At 47.9% G+C, this 20,747-nt stretch carries 7 protein-coding genes; all 7 read left to right on the top strand.

From position 1 onward, the window contains the following. The first annotated feature begins 32 nt into the window (after nucleotides 1-32). The 7 genes from AC2CZC_RS22195 to AC2CZC_RS22165 all read left to right on the top strand — a co-directional run bounded on the left by AC2CZC_RS22195 (nucleotide 33) and on the right by AC2CZC_RS22165 (nucleotide 20,737). Nucleotides 33-914, top strand: a complete 882-nt coding sequence (locus AC2CZC_RS22195) for a hypothetical protein (protein WP_484585461.1) — start codon at nucleotides 33-35, stop codon at nucleotides 912-914. A gap of 53 nt (nucleotides 915-967) precedes the next feature. Beyond that, nucleotides 968-1,915, top strand: coding sequence for a hypothetical protein (locus AC2CZC_RS22190; RefSeq protein ID WP_484585460.1), 948 nt, complete (start codon nucleotides 968-970; stop codon nucleotides 1,913-1,915). A gap of 1,635 nt (nucleotides 1,916-3,550) precedes the next feature. After that, entirely contained in the window at nucleotides 3,551-4,771 is a 1,221-nt protein-coding gene (locus AC2CZC_RS22185) for an alpha/beta hydrolase (protein WP_484585459.1), read from the top strand. Nucleotides 4,772-4,924: 153 nt separating this feature from the next. Further along, nucleotides 4,925-6,316, top strand: coding sequence for a salicylate synthase (locus tag AC2CZC_RS22180; RefSeq protein WP_484585458.1), 1,392 nt, complete (start codon nucleotides 4,925-4,927; stop codon nucleotides 6,314-6,316). 90 nt (nucleotides 6,317-6,406) lie between these two features. Then, complete coding sequence (locus tag AC2CZC_RS22175; RefSeq protein WP_484585457.1) at nucleotides 6,407-11,617, top strand: benzoate-CoA ligase family protein; 5,211 nt, start codon at nucleotides 6,407-6,409, stop codon at nucleotides 11,615-11,617. A gap of 88 nt (nucleotides 11,618-11,705) precedes the next feature. Beyond that, entirely contained in the window at nucleotides 11,706-17,135 is a 5,430-nt protein-coding gene (locus AC2CZC_RS22170) for a type I polyketide synthase (RefSeq protein WP_484585456.1), read from the top strand. Further along, nucleotides 17,132-20,737: an amino acid adenylation domain-containing protein gene (locus tag AC2CZC_RS22165; RefSeq protein ID WP_484585455.1), complete on the top strand. Its 3,606-nt coding sequence runs from the start codon at nucleotides 17,132-17,134 to the stop codon at nucleotides 20,735-20,737. The genes AC2CZC_RS22170 and AC2CZC_RS22165 overlap by 4 nt, the downstream gene beginning before the upstream one ends. The last annotated feature ends 10 nt before the right edge of the window (nucleotides 20,738-20,747 follow it).

Here is a 20,747-nt window from a genome sequence, read left to right as displayed (position 1 = left end):
AATAACGGAGATTTACAAATTTAAGGATGAAGATGAGTCAAGAAGCGCTAACAGAAGAAGAGTTTAGAGAGCAGCAGCTGGAAGCTATGCGCTTGAGAAGTAGCAATGTTTCAAAATACACAGATTTAGGCTTTTATTATTTAGATTTATCAAAAGAGTATTTGCATCATAGTAACTATGAAGACCGTTTGGCTATGGCTGCAAAACTTAATGGTTGTGGATTTAAAGTAGCAAAACCCTTCAAAAAACCATTTAGTGATAGAGAACATACTGATGAATTCCATCATATTGGCGATTGTGATGGACAAGTGGTGGCTTTGCGCAGAGCCCCCGGCATTTGGCTTGTTTGTTTTTTTCTTTCTCTTTTTGGATTTTTGGGTGGTTTTGGCTTTTTTGTTTTTGGACTAATTACAGGGCCCGCTTGGTGGATTCTGGCAGGTATAGCATTATTTATTATCGGCCCTTGGTTGACTTATAAATTATGGGAACAGCTGGATTGGTTAGACAGAATTGAGTTTAACCGCCATACCGGACTTGTGCGCACCTCACATACACTATTGCGACGGCCATTTTATGTCCCGATTGAAGATGTTGAAATGTGTGAAGGGCCAATCATTCAGGCGGCGAGAGGTGGAGGTGAAATGGGAACGGGTGGCTTAGTATTGACTAAGTACCCAGCCAAGTTTTGGTGGCGGCCAACCATTGCCACTTTTGGGGGGATGGAAAAAGATCATTGGACAGCCATTTTGAAGTTTATGGATATCAATGAGCCGATACATCGAGATGTACATTTATCAATAGAAGAGCATTATAAAAAAGATAAAAACGCCATGGGTACGGGCCCTTTTCCTGAAGTGATGAAAAAGTATATTGACCCAGAAGACAAGCAAGTAAGCCGCTGGAAGGTTTGGTAGCGGTTTTGATGCCAAGCCGAGCTAAAAGGATTGAGTTTGTAGCAAGGAATGTCATGAACGTGAAAAAAGTAGGTTCACCTTCTTCTGACAGTTTGTCTAAAAAAGAGCGACGGAGACGAGAATTTGAAAAAGAGAAAGCGAATGCCCCGAGTCATATGCGAGCTGCTTATGATGAGCTTGAGAGAAAAAGTCGCAATCGAGAAAAATATGATAAACAGGGGGTATTTTTTGATGAGCTTTCAAAAGACCACCTCCATAATCAGACATATGAGCAACGCCTTGCAAAAGCTGCACAACTAAATGGCTGTGAATTTAAAGAAGCTAAGCCATTTAAAAAGCCGTTCTCATCGCGGGAGCACCATGGTACGGATAATCACATTGGCTGGTGCGATGGACAAATTGTTGGGATCCGCAGAGCGCCATTTTGGGGCGGGTTTTGCTTTTTATGGTTTATCTTATGTGTCTATATGCTTTTTTTTAGTGTTGTTAATATTGTCTTTTTTTGGAATTTTTCGTACGCATATTTAATCCCTGTAAGTATATTAGGTCCCGTGGCCGTTCACAAAATCTGGGAGTGGGGGGCATGGATAGATAAAATAGAATTTAATCGCCACACCGGATTGGTACGTATGCCATTTTCTTTTCTGAGACGACGTTTTTATGTGCCAATTGAAGACATAGAGCTGTGTGAAGGCCCTGTGGTACAAGCCGCAAGAGGCGGCGGAGAAATGGCCACAGGCAGCTTAGTTTTAACCAAATATCCAAAACGTTACTGGTTTAGACCAACCATTACGGTATTTGGTGGGATGGAGCAAGAGCATTGGGCCAGCATTGTAAGGTTTATGGATATTTCTCAGCCAATACATCGTAATATACATAGAACAATTGAAGACCATTTTCGTGATAATAAAAACGCCATGGGCACTGGCCCGTTTCCTGAATCAATGAAAAAGTACTTGGATGCAGAGGATAAGCAGATAAACCGATTTGAGGTTTGGTAGTTATAGATTGCGGGGCAAGCCCGCAATGACGGGGGGGAGGGTTGAGTCATGCTTTAGGTTATAGGTTTCAGTACCTCTAGTTTTTGACTCTTCACTGCGGTTGCGACACTTCACCATAACTTACCCTTGTCACTCTGAATTTATTTCAGAGCCCATAATTAGATGAAACTTTTTACGCCGTTATAGCAACATAGCTCTCTTTGGCAAAGCATGGATTGCGGGGCAAGCCCGCAACGACGGGGTTGGGCTAAGTGTGTGTTTATTAGTTTTTAGGCTGAACTAGTATTGGTCACTTCTTAGCTTGCATAGCGCATCTGAAATATTAAGTCATTTTAGCAACATAGCTTCCTTTGGCAAAATATGGATTACGGGGCAAGCCCGTAACGACGGGTTTGAGGGTTGAGTAGTGATTTAAGTTATAGGTTTTCAGTGTCCCTAGTTTTTGACTCTTCACTGCGGTTGCGATACTTGACCAGAACTCCGCCTTCGTCACTCTGAATTTAATTCAGAGCCCATAACTAGGAGGGACCTTTTAACCCGTTTGAGCAACATAGCTTCCTTTGGTAAAACATGGATTGCGGGGCAAGCTCGCAACGACGGGTTTGAGGGTTGAGTCGTGATTTAGGTTAGAGGTTTTCAATGCCCCTAGTTTTTGACTCTTCACTGCGGTTGTGACACTTCACCATAACTTTCCCTTGTCACTCTGAATTTATTTCAGAGCCCATAATTAGATGAAACTTTTTACGCCGTTTTAGCAACATAGCTTCCTGTGATAAAACTAGATTGCGGGGCAAGCCCGCAATGACGGGGGTTGAGGATTGTGCTGTGATTTAGGTTATAGGTTTGTAATGCCCCTAGTTTTTGACTCTTCACTGCGGTTGCGACACTTCACCAGAACTCCGCCTTCGTCACTCTGAATTTATTTCAGAGCCCATCACTTGGTGAGGTCTTTTAACCCATCTTAGAAACATAGCTTCCTTTGGCAAAATATGGATTGCGGGGCAAGCCCACAATGACGGGGTTGAGGATTGTGCTGTGATTTAGGTTATAGGTTTGCAACATCCCTAGTTTTGAGCTCTTCACTGCGGTTGCGACACTTCACCATAACTTCCCCTTGTCACTCAGAATTTATTTCAGAGCCCATAACTAAGAGGGACCTTTTAACCCGCTTTAGAAACATAGCTTCTTTTGGCAAAACATGGATTGCGGGGCAAGCCCGCAATGACGGGGTTGGGCTAAGTGTGTGTTTATTCGTTTTTAGGCTGAGCTAGTATTCTACCTTTGCCACTTTTTAGCGCGCATAACGTATCTGAAATATTTATCCGTTTTAGAAAAATAGCTTCCTTTGGCAAAACATAGATTGCGGGGCAAGCCCGCAACGACGGGGTTTGAGGGTTGAGTAGCCATTTAGGTTATAGGTTTGCAACGGCCCTAGTTTTTGGCTCTTCACTGTGACTAAGGCACTTCACCATAACGCCCTTTTTATCAGTCGTTTTTCCTCCTTGAATAACCCTCAAAACGCTTTTTCATAAATTTTTTAATTTATTTATTACGGGTCCGGTCAGTCAGTGTGTCCACATTAGTAAGACTGACGAACTGCGTCAACGGATAAAAGTAGTGAAAGGAGACCTGAGCATGAGTTGCTGGGGACATCAAAAACAAAACAATAACGCTAATTGGTGGCATCAAGCTTTGCTGCCTTTGGTGATGTTTTTTGTGCCATGTGCATGGAGCCAAGATAAGGCTGAGGTAATGTCTTCACATACGGCTGGCTCAGCGGTTAAGCACACTACGCAAGCGCAGTTGGACGACAGTAGCTTGACGATAATAGGCTCCAATGAAGTGAAGCAGGCGTTAGGTATACTTGAAAATATGCGCCGCCGCTGTCATGAGCGCACATTTCAAGTCAACCTTAGTCCAAATGATGCAACCATGTATCAGGTTGTCGGGACTTTATGCGCTAACGGGACTTTTGAAGACAAAACCCTACAACTGTTGTTATCTGGCGGGACTTACTCCGGTGTTTACTGGGACTTTCCTTTGAATCCGGCGGTGTATTCTTATGTTGATGCCGCGAATCAGCAAGGCTATGCAACTTTAAACTTGGCGCGCATTGGTGTGGGACAAAGCGAGAGGCCCAGTGGCAACCTCGTTGACGTTGTCTCTCATGCCCATGTGGTACATCAAGTGATCCAAGCGCTGCGGGCTGAAGACAATGAACATACGCGTTTTGAAAAAATCATTGCGGTGGGCCATTCCTTAGGCTCGATGATTGCGATTGAGCTGGCAGCTCGTCATCCCGAAGACCTAGATGGCCTTATTTTAAGTGGGTTTTTACACAACTTAAATCCTAACTTTTTTGAACTGGCGCAAAACGCCTATCACCCAGCGACTTTAGATGAAAAGTTCTTGGGGCAGTTTCCTCATAATGATTATTTCACAACGGTGCCAGATAAGCGTGCTGCGCTTTTTTATCACTCTCAGACAGCTGAGCCGCAAGTCATCATCATGGATGAACTCACAAAAGATACCTCTTCAATTGGTGAGACAGCATTTACTTTGCCGTTTACCCAAACGCTGAAAATTGACGTGCCAGTGATGCTTTTGGTGGGGGAATTTGATGCTGTGTTTTGTGGCGGCGCGCTGGATTGTGCCAGTGCCAGTGAGGTTCATAGCCATCAATCTGACTTCTTTACAGCGTCAGCCTGCTTGCATACCAAAGTCATTCAAGATGCAGGACATAGTTTGAATTTGCATACCAATGCGCCTGCGACGTTTGCGCATATGAACCGCTGGGCGGATCGAAAAATTGGCAATGGTAAACATGAAGCGACACACCCCTGCGACGCAGATTAAGCGGATAAAAAATACAAAGTAAAACCTCAATGGTCGGCAAAAGCCCTTAGTTTGAGGCTGACATTGAGGTCAACAACCAGAAAAACATTGGAAGCGGTGAGTAGCTGCAACCAGCATAAAGTCAAACCGGGACAACTCAAAGGAGGTGATATTGTGACGAATCCCGAGCAAGCCGAACACGCGTGCAAACTACACGGCGAAGCAAGACAAAATGAGGTGCACAGCGGCGTGTTTGAGCATACTTTTGTACTGCCAAAAACAGAGCCTCTTGCCGTGATAGAAGCCATAGTAAAACGTCACGCGAACGAAGATTATTATGTGTATGAAAACCCAGCGTCTGGTCACTGGCAGATTGCGCTGGGCATGCAGGCGGCATTGGTGGTTACGCCAACTCAGGTGACTCAGCTGCACATTGACAAGCCTTCGCTAACAGCGCCTCTCACTCAGCCTATATCTGAGCTGGCGCGCAATTTTGTCAAAGCCCATGGTGGTCACGGTTGGCATACTTTTGGGCAAGCGGCATTTGAATACGCGGCGCATATTCGTGGGGTGTTGAGCACTGAGCAGGCCTCAGAGAAAAACTGGCCCTTATTAAGCTTAATGGTGCCCTATAGTGAAATCATCCTCAACCATCAGCACGTCACTATCCGCACTCGAGATATCGCCACATTAGGCAAATTACAAACTTTATTAGCCAAAGGAACACATGCGCTTGGTGAATATGGCGTCAGTGCTATAGATACCCGAGGCGGTCAAGCTGCTCACCATCAAGCGGCCGAAGCAGTGCTTGATGTGATCCACTCAGGGCGATGCGAAAAAGTCACGCTGTCTCGTCAGGTCGCGGTGCCCAAACGGATAAATATGTTGGGGACATTTGTACAGTCGCGGCCAATCCATACGCCGTCACGCTCGTTTTTAGTGAAGTTTATGGGGCGTGAAGCGATGGGCTTTAGTCCCGAGCTCATTGTTGCGGTGAACGGACAAACCGTATTAACAGAGCCAGTTGCAGGCACTCGGGCACTGCATAGTGCAATGGCCGACAACGCAAAATTACGCAGAGACTTACACTCTGATCCCAAAGAGATTGTTGAGCATGCTATCTCAGTCCGCGAAGCCGTCACAGAGATGTCTTCATTTTCACATTCTGTGACGGTCGATAAATTTATGGCCACCCTTGAGCGCGGCAGTGTGCAGCATTTGGGTTCTGAAGTGAGCGGCACGCTCAGTGCAAGCAAAGACGCATGGCATGCCTTTGATGAGTTATTTCCTTCTATTACCGCTTCTGGGATCCCCAAAGCCGAGTCTATCGAAGCCATTTTGCACATTGAAACCGAATCAAGAGGCCTATATTCCGGCGCGATTTTAATGCTGGACGAGTACAACTTTGAGGCGTGTTTGGTACTGCGCTCTGCATTTCAAGATGCCGATAAGTCTTGGATACAGGCCGGGTGCGGCATGGTTGGCCTATCGACCCCAGAACGAGAATTTATTGAAACAATCGAAAAGTTCGCAGGTATTGCACCGTACGTAGTCTGCGAGCAGTAACGCGGACTGTGCCGTAATTTTTGCAGGCAGCTACCTGTTTTTGAAGGTGATTGGCTTGCATTCCTTAGCTATTTTTTAGAGAGAGTCTTGATGTCTGAACTGAATATTCCAGAAAAGCTCAATGCTGCAACCGTGTTCGTCGACAGACACATAGAAGAAGGGCGTAGTGACAAGCCCGCTATTTTGTGTGAAGAGCGTGTGATCACATATCGCCAGCTTCATGAAAACGTCAACCGCTTTGGTAATGTCCTTCGAGACCTTGGGGTGCGTATTGAAGAGCGTATTGCGATGTTACTTCCCGATATCCCAGAGTTCGGATTTACCTTTTTTGGTACTATGAAAATCGGTGCGGTCGCAGTGCCACTGAATACCTTGTTAGACAGCGTTGAATACGCGCATTTACTGCAAGATAGCCGCGCCCGCGTGCTGGTTGTACACGCATCACTTGTGGATGCGGTTGCGCCTATTTTATCTGAGCTAACATATCTTGAGCATGTTTTGGTATGTGGTGATGATAGCACGGAATATCCGAGCTTAGAGGGACTGCTGGCGGGGGCATCCGCTGAACTGGAGGCCGTTGAAACGGGCCGTCATGATGTTGCTTTTTGGCTTTACAGCTCAGGCACAACTGGGTTGCCAAAAGGGATCATTCACCGCCATCAAGACATGATAGTGACCTCTGAGCGCTATGCTGTGCAAGCGCTTGGCTTGACGGGATCTGATATTTCTTTCTCTGTGCCAAAACTGTTTTTTGCATACGGCCTAGGTAACAGTTTGTACTTCCCGCTTTGGACTGGCGGCACGGCGGTGCTATTACCGGGTGCACCTACCCCAGAAGCGGTTTTCAACATCATTGATCGCCATCAGCCAAGTGTATTTTATAGCGTCCCGACCAACTTTACTGTGTTGTTGCAAGCCGCTGAGCGAGATGGACGAACATCGCTTGGTGATGTACGCATGTGCTTATCTGCTGCGGAGCCGCTTCCTAAGCCGTTGTTTGAACAGTGGCAAGCGCGCTTTGGTTTAGAGCTGTTAGAGGGAATTGGCTCAACAGAAGCACTGCATATTTTTATTTCAAATCGGGCAGGCAGTGCCAAAGTAGGGAGTACCGGTCAGCTGGTACCCGGCTATGACGCAAAGATAGTCGATGACGAGGGAGAAGAATTACCCGTTGGTGAAAGAGGCACCTTGCTGGTCAAAGGGGAGAGCATCACCCTGGGTTATTGGAATAACCCAGACAAAACACAGGCAACTTTATTAGGTGAGTGGTGTAACACGCGGGACACGTTTAAAGTCGATGAAGATGGCTTTTTTTATTATGTCGGCCGTGAAGATGATTTAATGAAAATAGGCGGTCAATGGGTATCGCCAAAAGACATTGAGTCGGTTTTACAGGAACACCCCGCCGTCCTTGAAACGGGCGTTGTGGGCTCTGCTGATGAGGGGAGCATCACTCCAGTTGCTTATGTTTCTGTTAAAGATGGATATAGCCCTTCTGCGGATCTCGCTTTGGAATTACAGGAGTTTGTTCGAGCAAACTCGGCAAGAAATCACGCGTGTTGGATTGAGTTTATCGACGAATTACCGCAAACCACGGTCGGAAAAATCCAGCGCTCGAACTTGCGAGAACTCAACGAGCTGCGCGGCGAGCACAAAAGCCAAGTTGGCTCATTTGTTGATGAGTTAGCTCAGTTTTCGTCGCCACAAGCTCAACGCGATCATTTACTGAGCTATATTCGCACGCAAGTGGCTGTCGCACTGCGCTTAGATGAATCACAGTTGCAAGATGCGCACATCAGTTTTTTTGAGTTAGGGATGGACTCGTTAGCTGCGGTTGCACTGAGAAATCGTTTGCAAACCGGCCTAGGTCGGGCGATATCATCGGCGGCGTTGTTTAAACATGCGACATTAACGGCGCTGACCAGTCACGTTTTCGAACAAGTGCTTGCGAGCGAAGGCACAGCCACAACTGCGGAACCCGCCTTGAGCGATGCGTTACCTCAGCTGATCCCATCTGCGCAAGACCGCTCAAAACCGTTTCCGCTAACAGACATTCAGCTCGCTTATATTTTTGGTCGTGGTGACACATTCCTTGGTAACGTGGCGACACACTGGTACACCGAGATTGACTGTGATTATGACGATGAAGCCTTGGCGCGCTTTAATGCTGGCTGGCAGCGCTTAATTCAGCGCCAAGATATGTTGCGCGCAGTGATGTTACCGGACGGCAGGCAGCAGATCTTAGAGTATGTGCCTCCTTACGAGATTGAAGTGAGTAATCTTATCAACCAGCCTGAGGCCTTGGTAGAGCGCGAACTCATGGCCACACGGGATAAAATGTCGCACCAGATCTTGGACCCCTACACTTGGCCTATTTTTGAAATCAAAGCGACGCGACTTGAGAACAACCGCACCCGTTTACACGTTGGACTAGATCTTTTGATCATGGATGCATGGAGCATGTTCCTGATCTTTAGAGAATTACATGACATTATCTATCAGCCACACAAGCTTGAACCACTGGAAATCAACTTCCGCGATTACGTGCTGGCCGAAGAGGCATTTAAAGAAACCGCACATTACCAAAAGGCCAAGGACTACTGGTTTGCGCGCTTAGATAATTTGCCGCCTACGCCTGATCTGCCTTTTGCAATTAAACCTGAAGCGCTGAAAAGCCATGAGTTTACACACCGTGGGATCACAGTGCCTGCGGATACATGGCAAACTTTACAGGCGCGTGCAGCCAAAGTGAATTTGACGCCATCGGCCTTGCTGCTATCGGTATTTGCCGAAGTGCTGGCAATTTGGAGCAAAAACGCGCACTTTGTCATCAATATCACGCTGTTTACGCGCCAGCCTTTACATCGCCAAATAAACGATGTGGTCGGTGATTTTACTTCGCTGTTGTTGTTAGAGGTGGATCATACGATTGAAGAACCATTTATTGCCCGTGCACAGCGTATTCAACAACAGTTGATGGATGACTTAGACCACAATGCAATCCACGGTGTGCAAGTACTGCGGGAGTTGGCGAGGCGACAAGGCGGTAATCAGCGCGCAGCCATGCCGGTGGTATTTAGTAGCACGTTGGGGCTTGGCTCGCTTGGTTCCGATATGTCATCAGTGAGCCAATTTGGTGACATTGCCTACACTGTCAGCCAGACCCCACAAGTATGGCTCGATTATCAAATCTTTGAAAACAAAGGCGAGTTAATCCTCAATTGGGACTGTATCGAAGAGCTATTCCCAGAGGGGCTAATTGATGACATGTTAAGCGCGTATAGCACCATGTTGTCGTCACTTGCAAATGATGAGGCCACTTGGCAGCAAATCAAGTTTCAGCCACTGCTCATGGAAAAGCAGCTCACTGAGCGCACATCCATCAATGATACCTCGGGTGATGTATCCAACGCATTATTACATGAATTATTTATCGCACGCGCTAAGACAAACCCTGATGCGCCAGCGGTGATCTCTCACGACCACAGTGTGAGCTATGGCAAATTATTAGATCTTGCAACGCGTACCGCGCACTGGTTGCAGCGCCATGATGTTGCGCCGAATACCTTGGTGGCTGTGGTAATGGAAAAAGGCTGGGAGCAAATCGCGGCGGTACTTGGGGTGTTGATGTCAGGTGGTGCTTATCTGCCGATTGATGCGCATCAGCCAGAAGCGCGCATCAACACGATTTTGGCCGATGGTCAGGTTACGCTTGCTCTCACTCAACCCCAATTTGAGCATCAAGTGCTCTTTGCGGGGATCACGCGCTTGACCCTCACAGAAGACAACCTTGCTCAAGAACAAGCACAGCTTACTCCGGTTGCGATAGGCCCTGAAGATCTGGCTTATGTGATTTATACCTCGGGCTCAACGGGCAAGCCAAAAGGCACCATGCTGCCGCATCGCGGACCAGTGAACACCATTTTAGATGTAAATCGCAAATTTGCAGTGACAGAGAACGACAGAGCAATTTGCCTCTCTGCGCTTAATTTCGATTTATCTGTTTATGACGTCTTTGGGGTGCTTGCAGCAGGCGGTGCGCTGGTAATGCCTGATCAACAAAGACTGCGAGATCCCGCTCATTGGCGAGCGTTAATGATTGAGCACAAGGTCACTGTGTGGAATACAGTCCCTGCATTACAACAGATGCTGGTGGATTATCTTGAACCGCGTAACGAGTTGGTGCCACCAGATATGCGTTTGGTGATGATGAGTGGGGATTGGATCCCTGTTGATCTGCCTAACCGCATTCGTGCCTTGTGGCCAGATATGATGGTTGTTGGGCTAGGTGGCCCGACTGAAACGTCAATTTGGAATAACCATTATGTCATCGAAGACGTCGATCCAAATTGGCAGAGTATTCCCTATGGTAAGCCGCTGGCCAATCAAACGCTGCATGTTCTTAACCAAGACCTTGCGCCTTGCCCTGTTTGGGTCACAGGCGACCTATATGTGGGAGGGCGCGGTTTAGGAAAAGGTTTTTGGCAGGATGAGGAAAAAACCAATGCGCTCTTTATTGTCCATCCACAGAGCGGTGAAAAGCTGTACAAAAGTGGCGACCTTGCTCGGTACTTGCCAGATGGCAATTTGGAAATCATGGGACGTGCTGATTTTCAAGTGAAGATCCGCGGCCATCGAATTGAACTCAAAGAGATAGAAGCCATTTTGGCCGACCATGGTGATATTCGCTCTGCGGTGGTCACTGCATTTGGAGAATCGCACAACTTGCAGTCTCTTGCGGCGTACGTGGTTTTACAGGGAGATAAGGTACTTTCAGAGGAGGCGCAAAGTGACTTAATCAAAGCGTTAAAGGCCCATGTCGCTGGTTTATTACCAGAGTATATGGTGCCAACCACCATCACTGTGCTGGATGCATTGCCATTATCAGCCAATGGCAAAGTGGACCGTAAAGCACTGCCAGCACCAGATCTATCCCAAAGCCTTGAAAGTGATACGCAGACTCTACCTGAGACAGAGCTTGAGCAAACTTTGGCAGAGATATGGTGTGCGTTACTTAATCGAACCCACATTGGGATCTACGACAGCTTTTTTGATGTCGGTGGCGACTCCGCTTCAATTGTGCAGCTTCACGCCAAGCTGTGGGAGGCACTAGGTCAAGAAGTACCTATCACCAAACTCTTTGAACATCCAACCATACATGCACTGGCAGCGCACCTAGAAGGTGAAGACGTGGTTGAACATGCTGCTCGCAGTAATCGAGTTGATAAAAGGCGCACCAGTCGGAAATCAGCAAAAGATCAAAGGCAAGCACGTAGGCGCAGCCGAGCGGAGAACTCCTAATCATGAACAGACATGACAAAAAGGTCTTTTTAAGTCAGCGCCAAATAGGGCGGGGCTCCAAGCAAAGCAGATTAATGGAAGTAACACTATGACGACTTTTGAATCGATAAGTGACTCGGATATCGCAGTGATTGGCTTGTCCTGTCGTTTTCCCGGTGCAAAAACGGCGGACGAGTTTTGGTATAACCTCAAGCACGGCGTAGAGTCTATTACTACCTTCTCAGACGACGCGTTGCAAAAGGCGGGGATCAGTGCCTCGACGATGGCTCGGCCTGATTATGTAAAAGCCGGCTCTGTGCTTGAGGACATCGATAAATTTGATGCTGGCTTTTTTGGTTTATCTCCTAAAGAGGCAGAGTCTACCGATCCGCAGCAGCGTATTTTTTTAGAGTGTGCATGGGAAGCATTAGAAGATGCGGGCTATGTTGTCGACAAAGACACTTACTCTATCGGTGTGTACGCTGGCGCTGGCATGACGAGCTATTTCTTTGACCGCGTATCGGATCAACTGCCATTTTTAGAGGCGCAAGCGTTTTCAACTTTATTGGGTAATGACAAGGATTATTTGGCGACACATGCCGCTTATAAACTGGATTTAAAGGGGCCTGCGGTCAGCATTCAAACGGCCTGCTCCACCTCGCTTGTCGCGACACATATGGCGTGTCAAAGCTTGATAAATGGCGAGTGTGATATTGCGCTGGCGGGAGGAATTTCAGCCCGTGTGCCCCATGAAAGTGGGTATTTTTATCATGAGGCCATGATGTTATCTCCCGATGGCCATTGCCGTGCTTTTGATGCGCAATCGCAGGGCACAGTACCGGGCAATGGGGCTGGCGTCGTGGCGTTAAAGCGCCTGGATGATGCGCTGGCTGATGGCGATACCATATACGCGGTGATCAAAGGCTCTGCCATCAACAACGACGGTGCGGGTAAAGTTGGCTTTACCGCCCCAAGTGTTGAGGGACAGGCAGCGGTGATATCTGAGGCACAAGCCATTGCGGATGTTGACCCAGAGACTATTTCTTATGTTGAAGCACATGGTACAGGCACCAAGCTTGGCGACCCCATCGAAATTGCCGCTCTGACACGGGCATTTCGGTTTGGCACCCAGAAAAAAGGCTATTGTCCGATTGGGACGGTGAAATCTAATTTAGGTCATTTGGATGCCGCAGCTGGCATTGCTGGTTTGATAAAAACCGTGCTGTCGTTAAAGCATCAGCAGATCCCACCCAGTTTGCACTACAGTACACCAAACCCAAGTATCGATTTTGCCAGTAGCCCTTTTTACGTCAATACCGAGTTGACGCCATGGCCACGCAAAGAGGCGCCGCGCAGAGCGGGCGTCAGTTCATTTGGCATGGGCGGAACTAATGCGCATATGGTGCTGGAAGAAGCGCCCACGGTTAACGCACCACGTGTTAAACAGCGTACTGAGCGACAACATCATGTTTTGACCTTATCGGGAAAAACCGCACAGGCGTTGGCGCAACAGGCAGATAAGCTAGCACAATATTTAGATAGTCACCCTGATTTGGCATTTGCGGATGTGTGCTACACCGCGGCCAATAAACGAGCACATTTCTCCCATCGGTTAAGTTTAGTTGCTAGTTCATTGGAAGACGCGAAACAGCAACTTAGAGGCAAAGAATACAGCAGTGCACAGGCCCCAGAGAAAGCGCCTAAGCTGGCATTTTTATTTACCGGACAGGGTGCACAATATCTTGCAATGGGACAGCAGTTGTTTGAGTCTCAAGTGCTGTTTCGTGACACGCTAGAGCGCTGTGATGCCATATTGCGACCGTTAGATGTGCCATTACTTGCGTTACTGTATGGCCAAGAGGCTGAAGCACTCAATCAAACTCAGTATACCCAACCTGTGTTGTTTGCAATTGAATATGCACTGGCAAAGTTATGGCAGTCTTGGGGCGTGCACCCAGATGCGGTCATGGGGCATAGTGTGGGTGAGTATGTCGCTGCGTGCCTCGCTGGGGTGTTCAGTTTAGAAGATGGCTTAAAGCTTATCAGTGCGCGTGGACGTTTGATGCACAGCTTGTGTCAGTCGGGCGAAATGCGAGTATTGCCTGTGGATGAAGCCAAGGCTCAAAGCTTGATCGCGCCTTTTGCTGAGCGCTTATCGATTGCCGCTGTGAACGGCCCTGAAAATATCGTTATCTCTGGTGATGCTGAGTCGATGGCGCGCTTGGTAACGACGCTGGAAACACAAGGTATTCAAAGTAAAGCATTATCGGTTTCGCATGCCTTTCACTCTGCAATGATGGCACCGATGTTAGCTGAATTTGCAAGCGTTGCGGCGAGTATTCAATTTGCCAAGCCAAATATTCCAGTGTGCTCCAATGTCACTGGCGAGATGATAAATGCAGACATCGCAAGTGCGGATTATTGGGTGCAGCATGTGTGTGCGCCTGTGCGCTTCGCCGCTGGGGTAGACACACTGCAAAGCCAAGGTATTGAGGCATTTATAGAGATTGGGCCCAAACCTGTTTTATTGGCGATGGCGAAGCAATGTTTAGCGAATGAGCATACACATATATTTCTTCCGAGCTTGAGAGCAGGCCAAGATGATGAATTGCAACTATTAGAGAGCCTAGGTCAATGGCATTGTCATGGCGGGCTTGTGGACTGGCAAGCATTTGATGCGGGGTATGGGCGCCGACAAGTCTCTTTACCAACTTATGCATTTCAGCGTCAGCGCTATTGGATGGCGCCACTGAGCAAGGATAAGCAAAGCACAAGTGATGAGCTGGTTCACCCTTTATTAGGTGCACAATTACAACTTGCAGATACAGATAAGACCCGTTTTGCCAGTGAAATAAGCGAAGATTCGACACCTTGGTTGGTAAGCCATCGCGTGTTTGGTGCCGCTGTGCTACCCGCCGCAGGCTATATTGAGATGGCACTTTGCGCAGGCGTGCAAGTGCAGGCAGATAAGACCTCTAGTATTGCAGTGGAAAATATCTCTTTTGAGCAGGCATTGATTTTACCTGAGCAGGGCACTTCTTCCATTCAAACTGTGATGTCTGCTCCTCAAAATGACACAGCTGCTCAAAGTCACGCTTTCCAAGTATTTAGCCAAGATGAACACGGGCAGTGGGGCTCACATGTAACAGGTCAAGTTGTCGCTGAGCAAGCCGTTTGTCAGCCTCAGAACATTGATCTTGAAGCCCTGTTATCTAGTTGCCCAAGTGAACTTCCCGTTGCTGAGCAGTACGCACTTTGGCAATCACGAGGCTTACATTATGGGACTAATTTCCAAGGATTGGTGCAATTACATCAAGGTGAGGGCGTCGCCATTGGCAAGGTTACACTGGCCGATAACCTGCTTGCTGATGGTGCGCTGCTAAACACTAGCCAAAGGCTGCATCCCGCTATGCTGGATGCGTGTTTGCAAGTGATGTTTGTGCAGATGTTTGACCCGATGGAGTCAGCTGACAAGACCTGGTTGCCAATATCAATAGACAAGGTGAGCATGTTTGGTGCAGGCAGCAACACCCTGTGGAGTGTGGTTAAGGTGATTGAGAACGCTCAATCTGGGCAACCAAGTCTCACGTTAGATATTTCAATATTTGATGAAGCGGGTAAGGCCGTTGCAAGTATTGAAGGCTTAACCGCCGTGCAAATGGATGGCAAAACACTTCGCAGTCACTTTGCACAAGGAGAAGATGATTTCTACTCATTAAATTGGGTACCAGCGCCATTGCCAGCAGCAAGCGTTGAAGCGCAGGCGCTTGGTAATTGGTTAATCTTTGCAGATCAAGCCGGAGAAGGCGAAGCGCTGGCGGTACAGTTGCAGCAACAAGGCAATAACTGCACCTTGGTATACAGTAAAACGGCCCCTGAGTTAGAGACTGTAAAGGGGGGTTACAGTAGTGAATTTACTGGCGAAAAAGTCTACATAGATGCTGAAGAAGCTGCGGACTTTGAGGCGCTTTTCGCTCATATTAATCAGCAGCATGGTGCGTTACCTGTTGGCGTGGTGCACCTTTGGAGCTTGGATGCTCCAACAACTTCTGCGCTGTCATTGTCTTCACTGAACCAAGCTCAAACACATATTGGCGCCAGTGTACTGAATCTTGTGCGCGCGGCAGCGAAGCTGCAATCTGCAAAACTATGGTTTGTTACCCGTGACGCTGTAAATGTGGGTGATAACAATCATACGGTATCGGTTTGCCAAGCGCCGTTATGGGGCACTGCCAAGGTCATTGCACAAGAGCACCCAGATCTTTGGGGGGGAATGATAGATAGCCCCTCTACATCCGCTTTGTTAGATGAACTCAGGCAGACAGCACAGGGCGAGCAAAAAGAAGATCACATTGCATATCGTGATGGCGAGCGATATGTCGCGCGTATGGAAGCAAGCATCAGTGCGCCTGTGCAAGGACATATTTCTCTGCATGCAGACAAGAGCTATCTCATTACAGGTGGCATGGGTAAATTGGGACTGCATTTAGCGCGTTGGATGGTTGAAAAAGGCGCTCGTCATATTGCTTTAGTTGGACGCAGCGCGCCCTCCCAATACGCGCAAGAGGCCATTAATCAGCTGCAAGGAATGGGCGCTAACGTATTCGTGATGCAGGCGGATGTGGCAAAGGATAATGAGGTTGCACAGCTTATCCATCAGTTGAGCTCGGACATGCCGCCACTTAAGGGCATCATTCATGCCGCTGGTGTGGTAGATCGTGCTGCTTTAGTTGAGCAAAGCTGGCAGCAGTTTAACCAAGGTATGGCTGCAAAGGTACAAGGTAGCTGGAATTTACACAGTCATACCGCGTCCTTGGCACTGGACTTTTTTGTGCTCTTTTCTTCTACGGCAGCACAATTGGGTGGCCTCAACATGGCAAGTTATGCTGCGGGCAATGCCTTTATTGATGCACTTAGCCAATATCGCACCTCGCAAGGCTTGCAAGCGCAGAGCATCAACTGGAGCTTTTGGGCTGATGGTGGCATGGCAGGGGATACTGATGCGCAAGCAAGCTTAGGTGACTTTATGCTCTCAACTGAGCAAGGTCTCAGTATTCTTGACGCCTTACTTAGCAGTCCACAGCTCAGTCATGCATTTGTATTTCCAGGTGGCTTGCCGGCCTTTTTACAGCAGTTTTATCCCGGCGACATACCGGCATTTTTACATTCGTTGAGCCAAGAAAATGACGTGCAATCTCCACAGCTATCTGTACAGCACCTTCTGGATCAAGCCGATTGGCAAGCACATGATGAGATCTTAGAAGACTTTATTCGCAAAGAACTCGCTGCGGTGCTTAAGCTCAGTCCCACGCAGCTAGACTCAACACGAGCTCTGAACTCAATGGGCTTGGATTCACTGATGACTGTTGGGCTTAGAAATCGTATTCGTGCAGAGTTGGGTGTTGATATCTCCCTTGCCAAATTTATGGGCGAAGGCACCACAGTGTTGGATCTAGTCGCTGAGTTAAACCCGCCTCACAACCTCAATGTGAAACCGCAAACAGAGCTGCAAGAAGGTGAAGAGGAGTTTAAGGTATGAGCATTATGCAGACCGTACGTACCCTGTTAGCCGATTTGCAGGCGCTTGATTGTCGTATTTGGGTTGAAGATGACGAGCTTATGGTGCGCACGTCTAAAGCGGGCATACCCTCTGAGTTAAAAGCGCAATTGAAAGCCAACAAACAGGATATTTTGTCGTATTTGACAGCGCCATCAAGTCGCACAGTATCTGAGGCGAGAATGGCACAAACGCTTGAGGCACAGCGCAGCACCACCCATGCTGTGCAATTGCCAGCGCTTGTCAAAGGCGAGCAGACTCAGACCTTTGAGCTCTCTTACGGACAAAAAGCGTTTTGGTTTTTATATCGCAACGCACCGCAAAGCCCAGCATATAACGTGACCATGCATTGGCGTATGTTATCCAAGTTGGATTTACCCACCTTAAAGGCGGCTTTGCAAGCCTTGGTAGATCGTCATCCTTCTTTGCGTACAACGTTTTCTGAGCAAAATGGTGAACCGATGCAAACGGTGCATCCTCAGCAAGATGTCTGCTTTGAAGTGCTAAACGTGGTTGGTGAAAGTGATGAACAAGTTTATCAGCGTGCCCGCGACGCTTATTTGCGTTTGTTTGACTTAGAAAATGGCCCGTTGCTGCGTGCGACATTATTAACGCAAGCAGAAGATAAGCATATTTTGCTGATCACCACACACCACATAATCACAGATGGTTGGTCATTTTGGAATCTGATGTCGGAGTTTTTAACGCTATACCCTGCGTTGAAAGCTGAAAAACAAGCCAACTTGCCGTCTTTAGATTGGCACTACCAAGATTATGTGCGCTGGCAAAATAACATGTTTTCCAGTGAGCAAGGAGAGCAGTTATGGCGCTATTGGCAAAACCAGTTATCTGAGCAGCCGCCTATTCTCGACTTGCCTGCGGATAGACCAAGGCCTTTACTTCAGACCAGTAATGGCGCATCCATTATCTTTACGTTGCCAAAAGCGTTGACCCAGCAGCTTAAATTACAAGCGCGAGAGTCAGGGCACACTTTGTATGTCATCTTGGTTGCTGCTTTTCAGGTCTTACTGCATCGCTACACTGGGCAAAATGACATTTGGGTAGGGTCGGCAGCGGCAGGGCGTAGCCTTGCTGAGTTTAAAGATATTTGCGGATGCTTTTTTAACTTTATTGTACTGCGAGGCAAATTAGAATCGGATCAAAGCTTTGCTTCCTTTTTGAGTCAGATGCAAAAGGCGACGCTAGAGGCGTTAGTTCATCAAGACTATCCATCACTGCTGTTAATTGAGCGCTTGAAACCGCAAAGAGACAGTAATCGCTTTCCGTTGTTTCAAGTTGAGTTTAACTTGCAGCAACCTCATGAAGAAGATGACCTCGCGCCGTTTTTCTTAGGGGCAGATGAAAATCATATTGTGCAAAGAGATGGACTGACACTTAAACCTTTTCGAATGACGCAGCAAGAAGGTCAATTTGATTTGAGTATCGATCTGATTGATGTGGCGGGCGAGTCACTATCTGGGATATGTCGCTATAGCGCTGACTTATTTGATGCAGATCGCATAAAACGCTTGCTCGGTCATTTTGAAACCTTGTTAGCTGCCGTTGCTGAGAATACGCAAACGTCTATTGCTCAGCTGCCCCTTTTGACTGAGTCAGAGCAACATCAGCTTTTGCATCAGGGGCAAAAGGTTACGGTGAATCTGGAGCAAAGCAGCTGTGTTCATACCTTATTTGAACGCCAAGCCGAGTTATCTCCAAACGCGGTTGCACTGACGTTTGAAAATCAACAAGTGTGTTATGGCGATTTAAACGCATGTGCCAATCAACTGGCCCATTATTTACGTGAGCAAGGGGTTGGGCCCGAAGTGCGCGTTGGCTTGTTTGTCGAGCGCTCTGTTGATGTGGTGATTGGACTGTTGGCCATCTTAAAAGCAGGTGGGGCGTATGTGCCTTTAGACCCTGACTATCCGGTAGAGCGACTCGCCTTTATGGTGCAAGATGCAGAGCTTAAGGTGCTGTTATGTCATGGCGCTACAGTCTCTCGATTACCTAAAAGCGACGCGCTTGTTGTGGATATGTCGGCGCAAGCTGATGCGATTGCAGCGCAAAGTGCGGCGAACCCAGCACCGCTTGCTGGGTTAGATAACCTTGCTTACATCATTTATACCTCAGGCAGCACAGGCAAGCCCAAAGGCGTGTGTGTAGAGCATAAAAATGTACTGCGTTTATTCAAAGTCACCGAGCAGGAATATGGCTTTGGCAATCAAGATGTGTGGACACTGTTTCACTCTCATGCCTTTGATTTTTCTGTCTGGGAAATTTGGGGGGCACTCATATACGGCGGCCGTTTGGTCATTGTGCCATACATGACGACGCGCTCACCTGAGTTGTTTTATCAGTTACTGCAAGCACAAAAGGTTACGGTACTGAATCAAACGCCGTCTGCGTTTTATCAATTGATTGAATACGAGCAAGCAACCAATGTGACTCAGAGCGAGCCGTTATCACTGCGTTGGGTGATATTTGGCGGAGAGGCACTGGCACCCGCAAAGTTGACACCTTGGTTTGAACGCCACGGTGAGCAAACACCGACCTTGGTGAATATGTACGGGATCACTGAAACCACCGTGCATGTCACGCTCAATAAGTTAAGCGCAAAAGACATTGCGTCTGCCACAAGCAACATAGGGCAGCCAATCGCTGATTTAAGTGCTTACATTCTCGATCAACATCAACACCCAGTGCCAATCGGGATCCCCGGTGAGCTGTATGTTGGCGGCGCTGGTGTAACCCGTGGCTACCTTAATCGTCAAACGCTGACAGATGAGCGGTTCATTGTAAATCCATTTCAGGATACAGCAGAGCGACTATATCGCACGGGCGATCTATGTCGTTGGTTACCCAATGGCGATATTGAATACCTTGGGCGAGTGGATACGCAAGTGAAGATCCGCGGATTTCGCATTGAGTGCGGCGAGATTGAGACCGCACTTTTATGTCATGAGGGCATTGTGGACGCCGTCGTCGATGCATGGGGTGAAGGGGAAAGCAGGCAACTAGTTGCCTGGCTGACTGGCGCATCATCCGCACAGGCAGATACGGGGCTGGCATGGGATGCGTTGCGTGCTCATCTGCGAACCTCGTTACCTGATTGGATGATCCCAACTCAATTTGTCTTTGTTGAGAAGTTACCTCTTACACCCAGCGGTAAGGTTGACCGAAAGGCTCTACCTGCACCGGATGCGGCGCAAAGAGATGCGCAGGCACAACGCGTTCCGCCAAAAACAGCGCTAGAAAAAACACTGGCTGATATCTGGTGTGCATTATTGACCCGTGAGCACATTGGTATTCATGAAAACTTTTTTGAAGCCGGTGGTAACTCCATGTCCATCGTCCGACTTCAGTCAAAGCTCAAGGAGCAGGTTGATAAGGATGTGGCCGTGGCCAAGTTATTTGCCAATCCAACCATCTATACGCAGGCCCGCTATTTAGCCGGAGACCAGCAAAAAAGAGCCAATCGCAGTCGAGCAGGCGAACGACGCACTCGACAAGGCTCTATGAGAAAACAACAACAAACGCGGCAGCAGCGCCGTTCGAATCGTCAGACTGACATTCAGCGTTAAATAAGGAAAA

Source organism: Pseudoalteromonas sp. MMG033, from assembly GCF_057197785.1.
This window is presented reverse-complemented; position numbering and strand designations above follow the sequence as displayed.

Coding starts and splice junctions, on each gene's coding strand:
- AC2CZC_RS22195 (WP_484585461.1), top strand. CDS start 33: ATGAGTCAAGAAGCGCTAACAGAAGAAGAGTTTAGAGAGCAGCAGCTG.
- AC2CZC_RS22190 (WP_484585460.1), top strand. CDS start 968: ATGAACGTGAAAAAAGTAGGTTCACCTTCTTCTGACAGTTTGTCTAAA.
- AC2CZC_RS22185 (WP_484585459.1), top strand. CDS start 3,551: ATGAGTTGCTGGGGACATCAAAAACAAAACAATAACGCTAATTGGTGG.
- AC2CZC_RS22175 (WP_484585457.1), top strand. CDS start 6,407: ATGTCTGAACTGAATATTCCAGAAAAGCTCAATGCTGCAACCGTGTTC.
- AC2CZC_RS22170 (WP_484585456.1), top strand. CDS start 11,706: ATGACGACTTTTGAATCGATAAGTGACTCGGATATCGCAGTGATTGGC.
- AC2CZC_RS22165 (WP_484585455.1), top strand. CDS start 17,132: ATGAGCATTATGCAGACCGTACGTACCCTGTTAGCCGATTTGCAGGCG.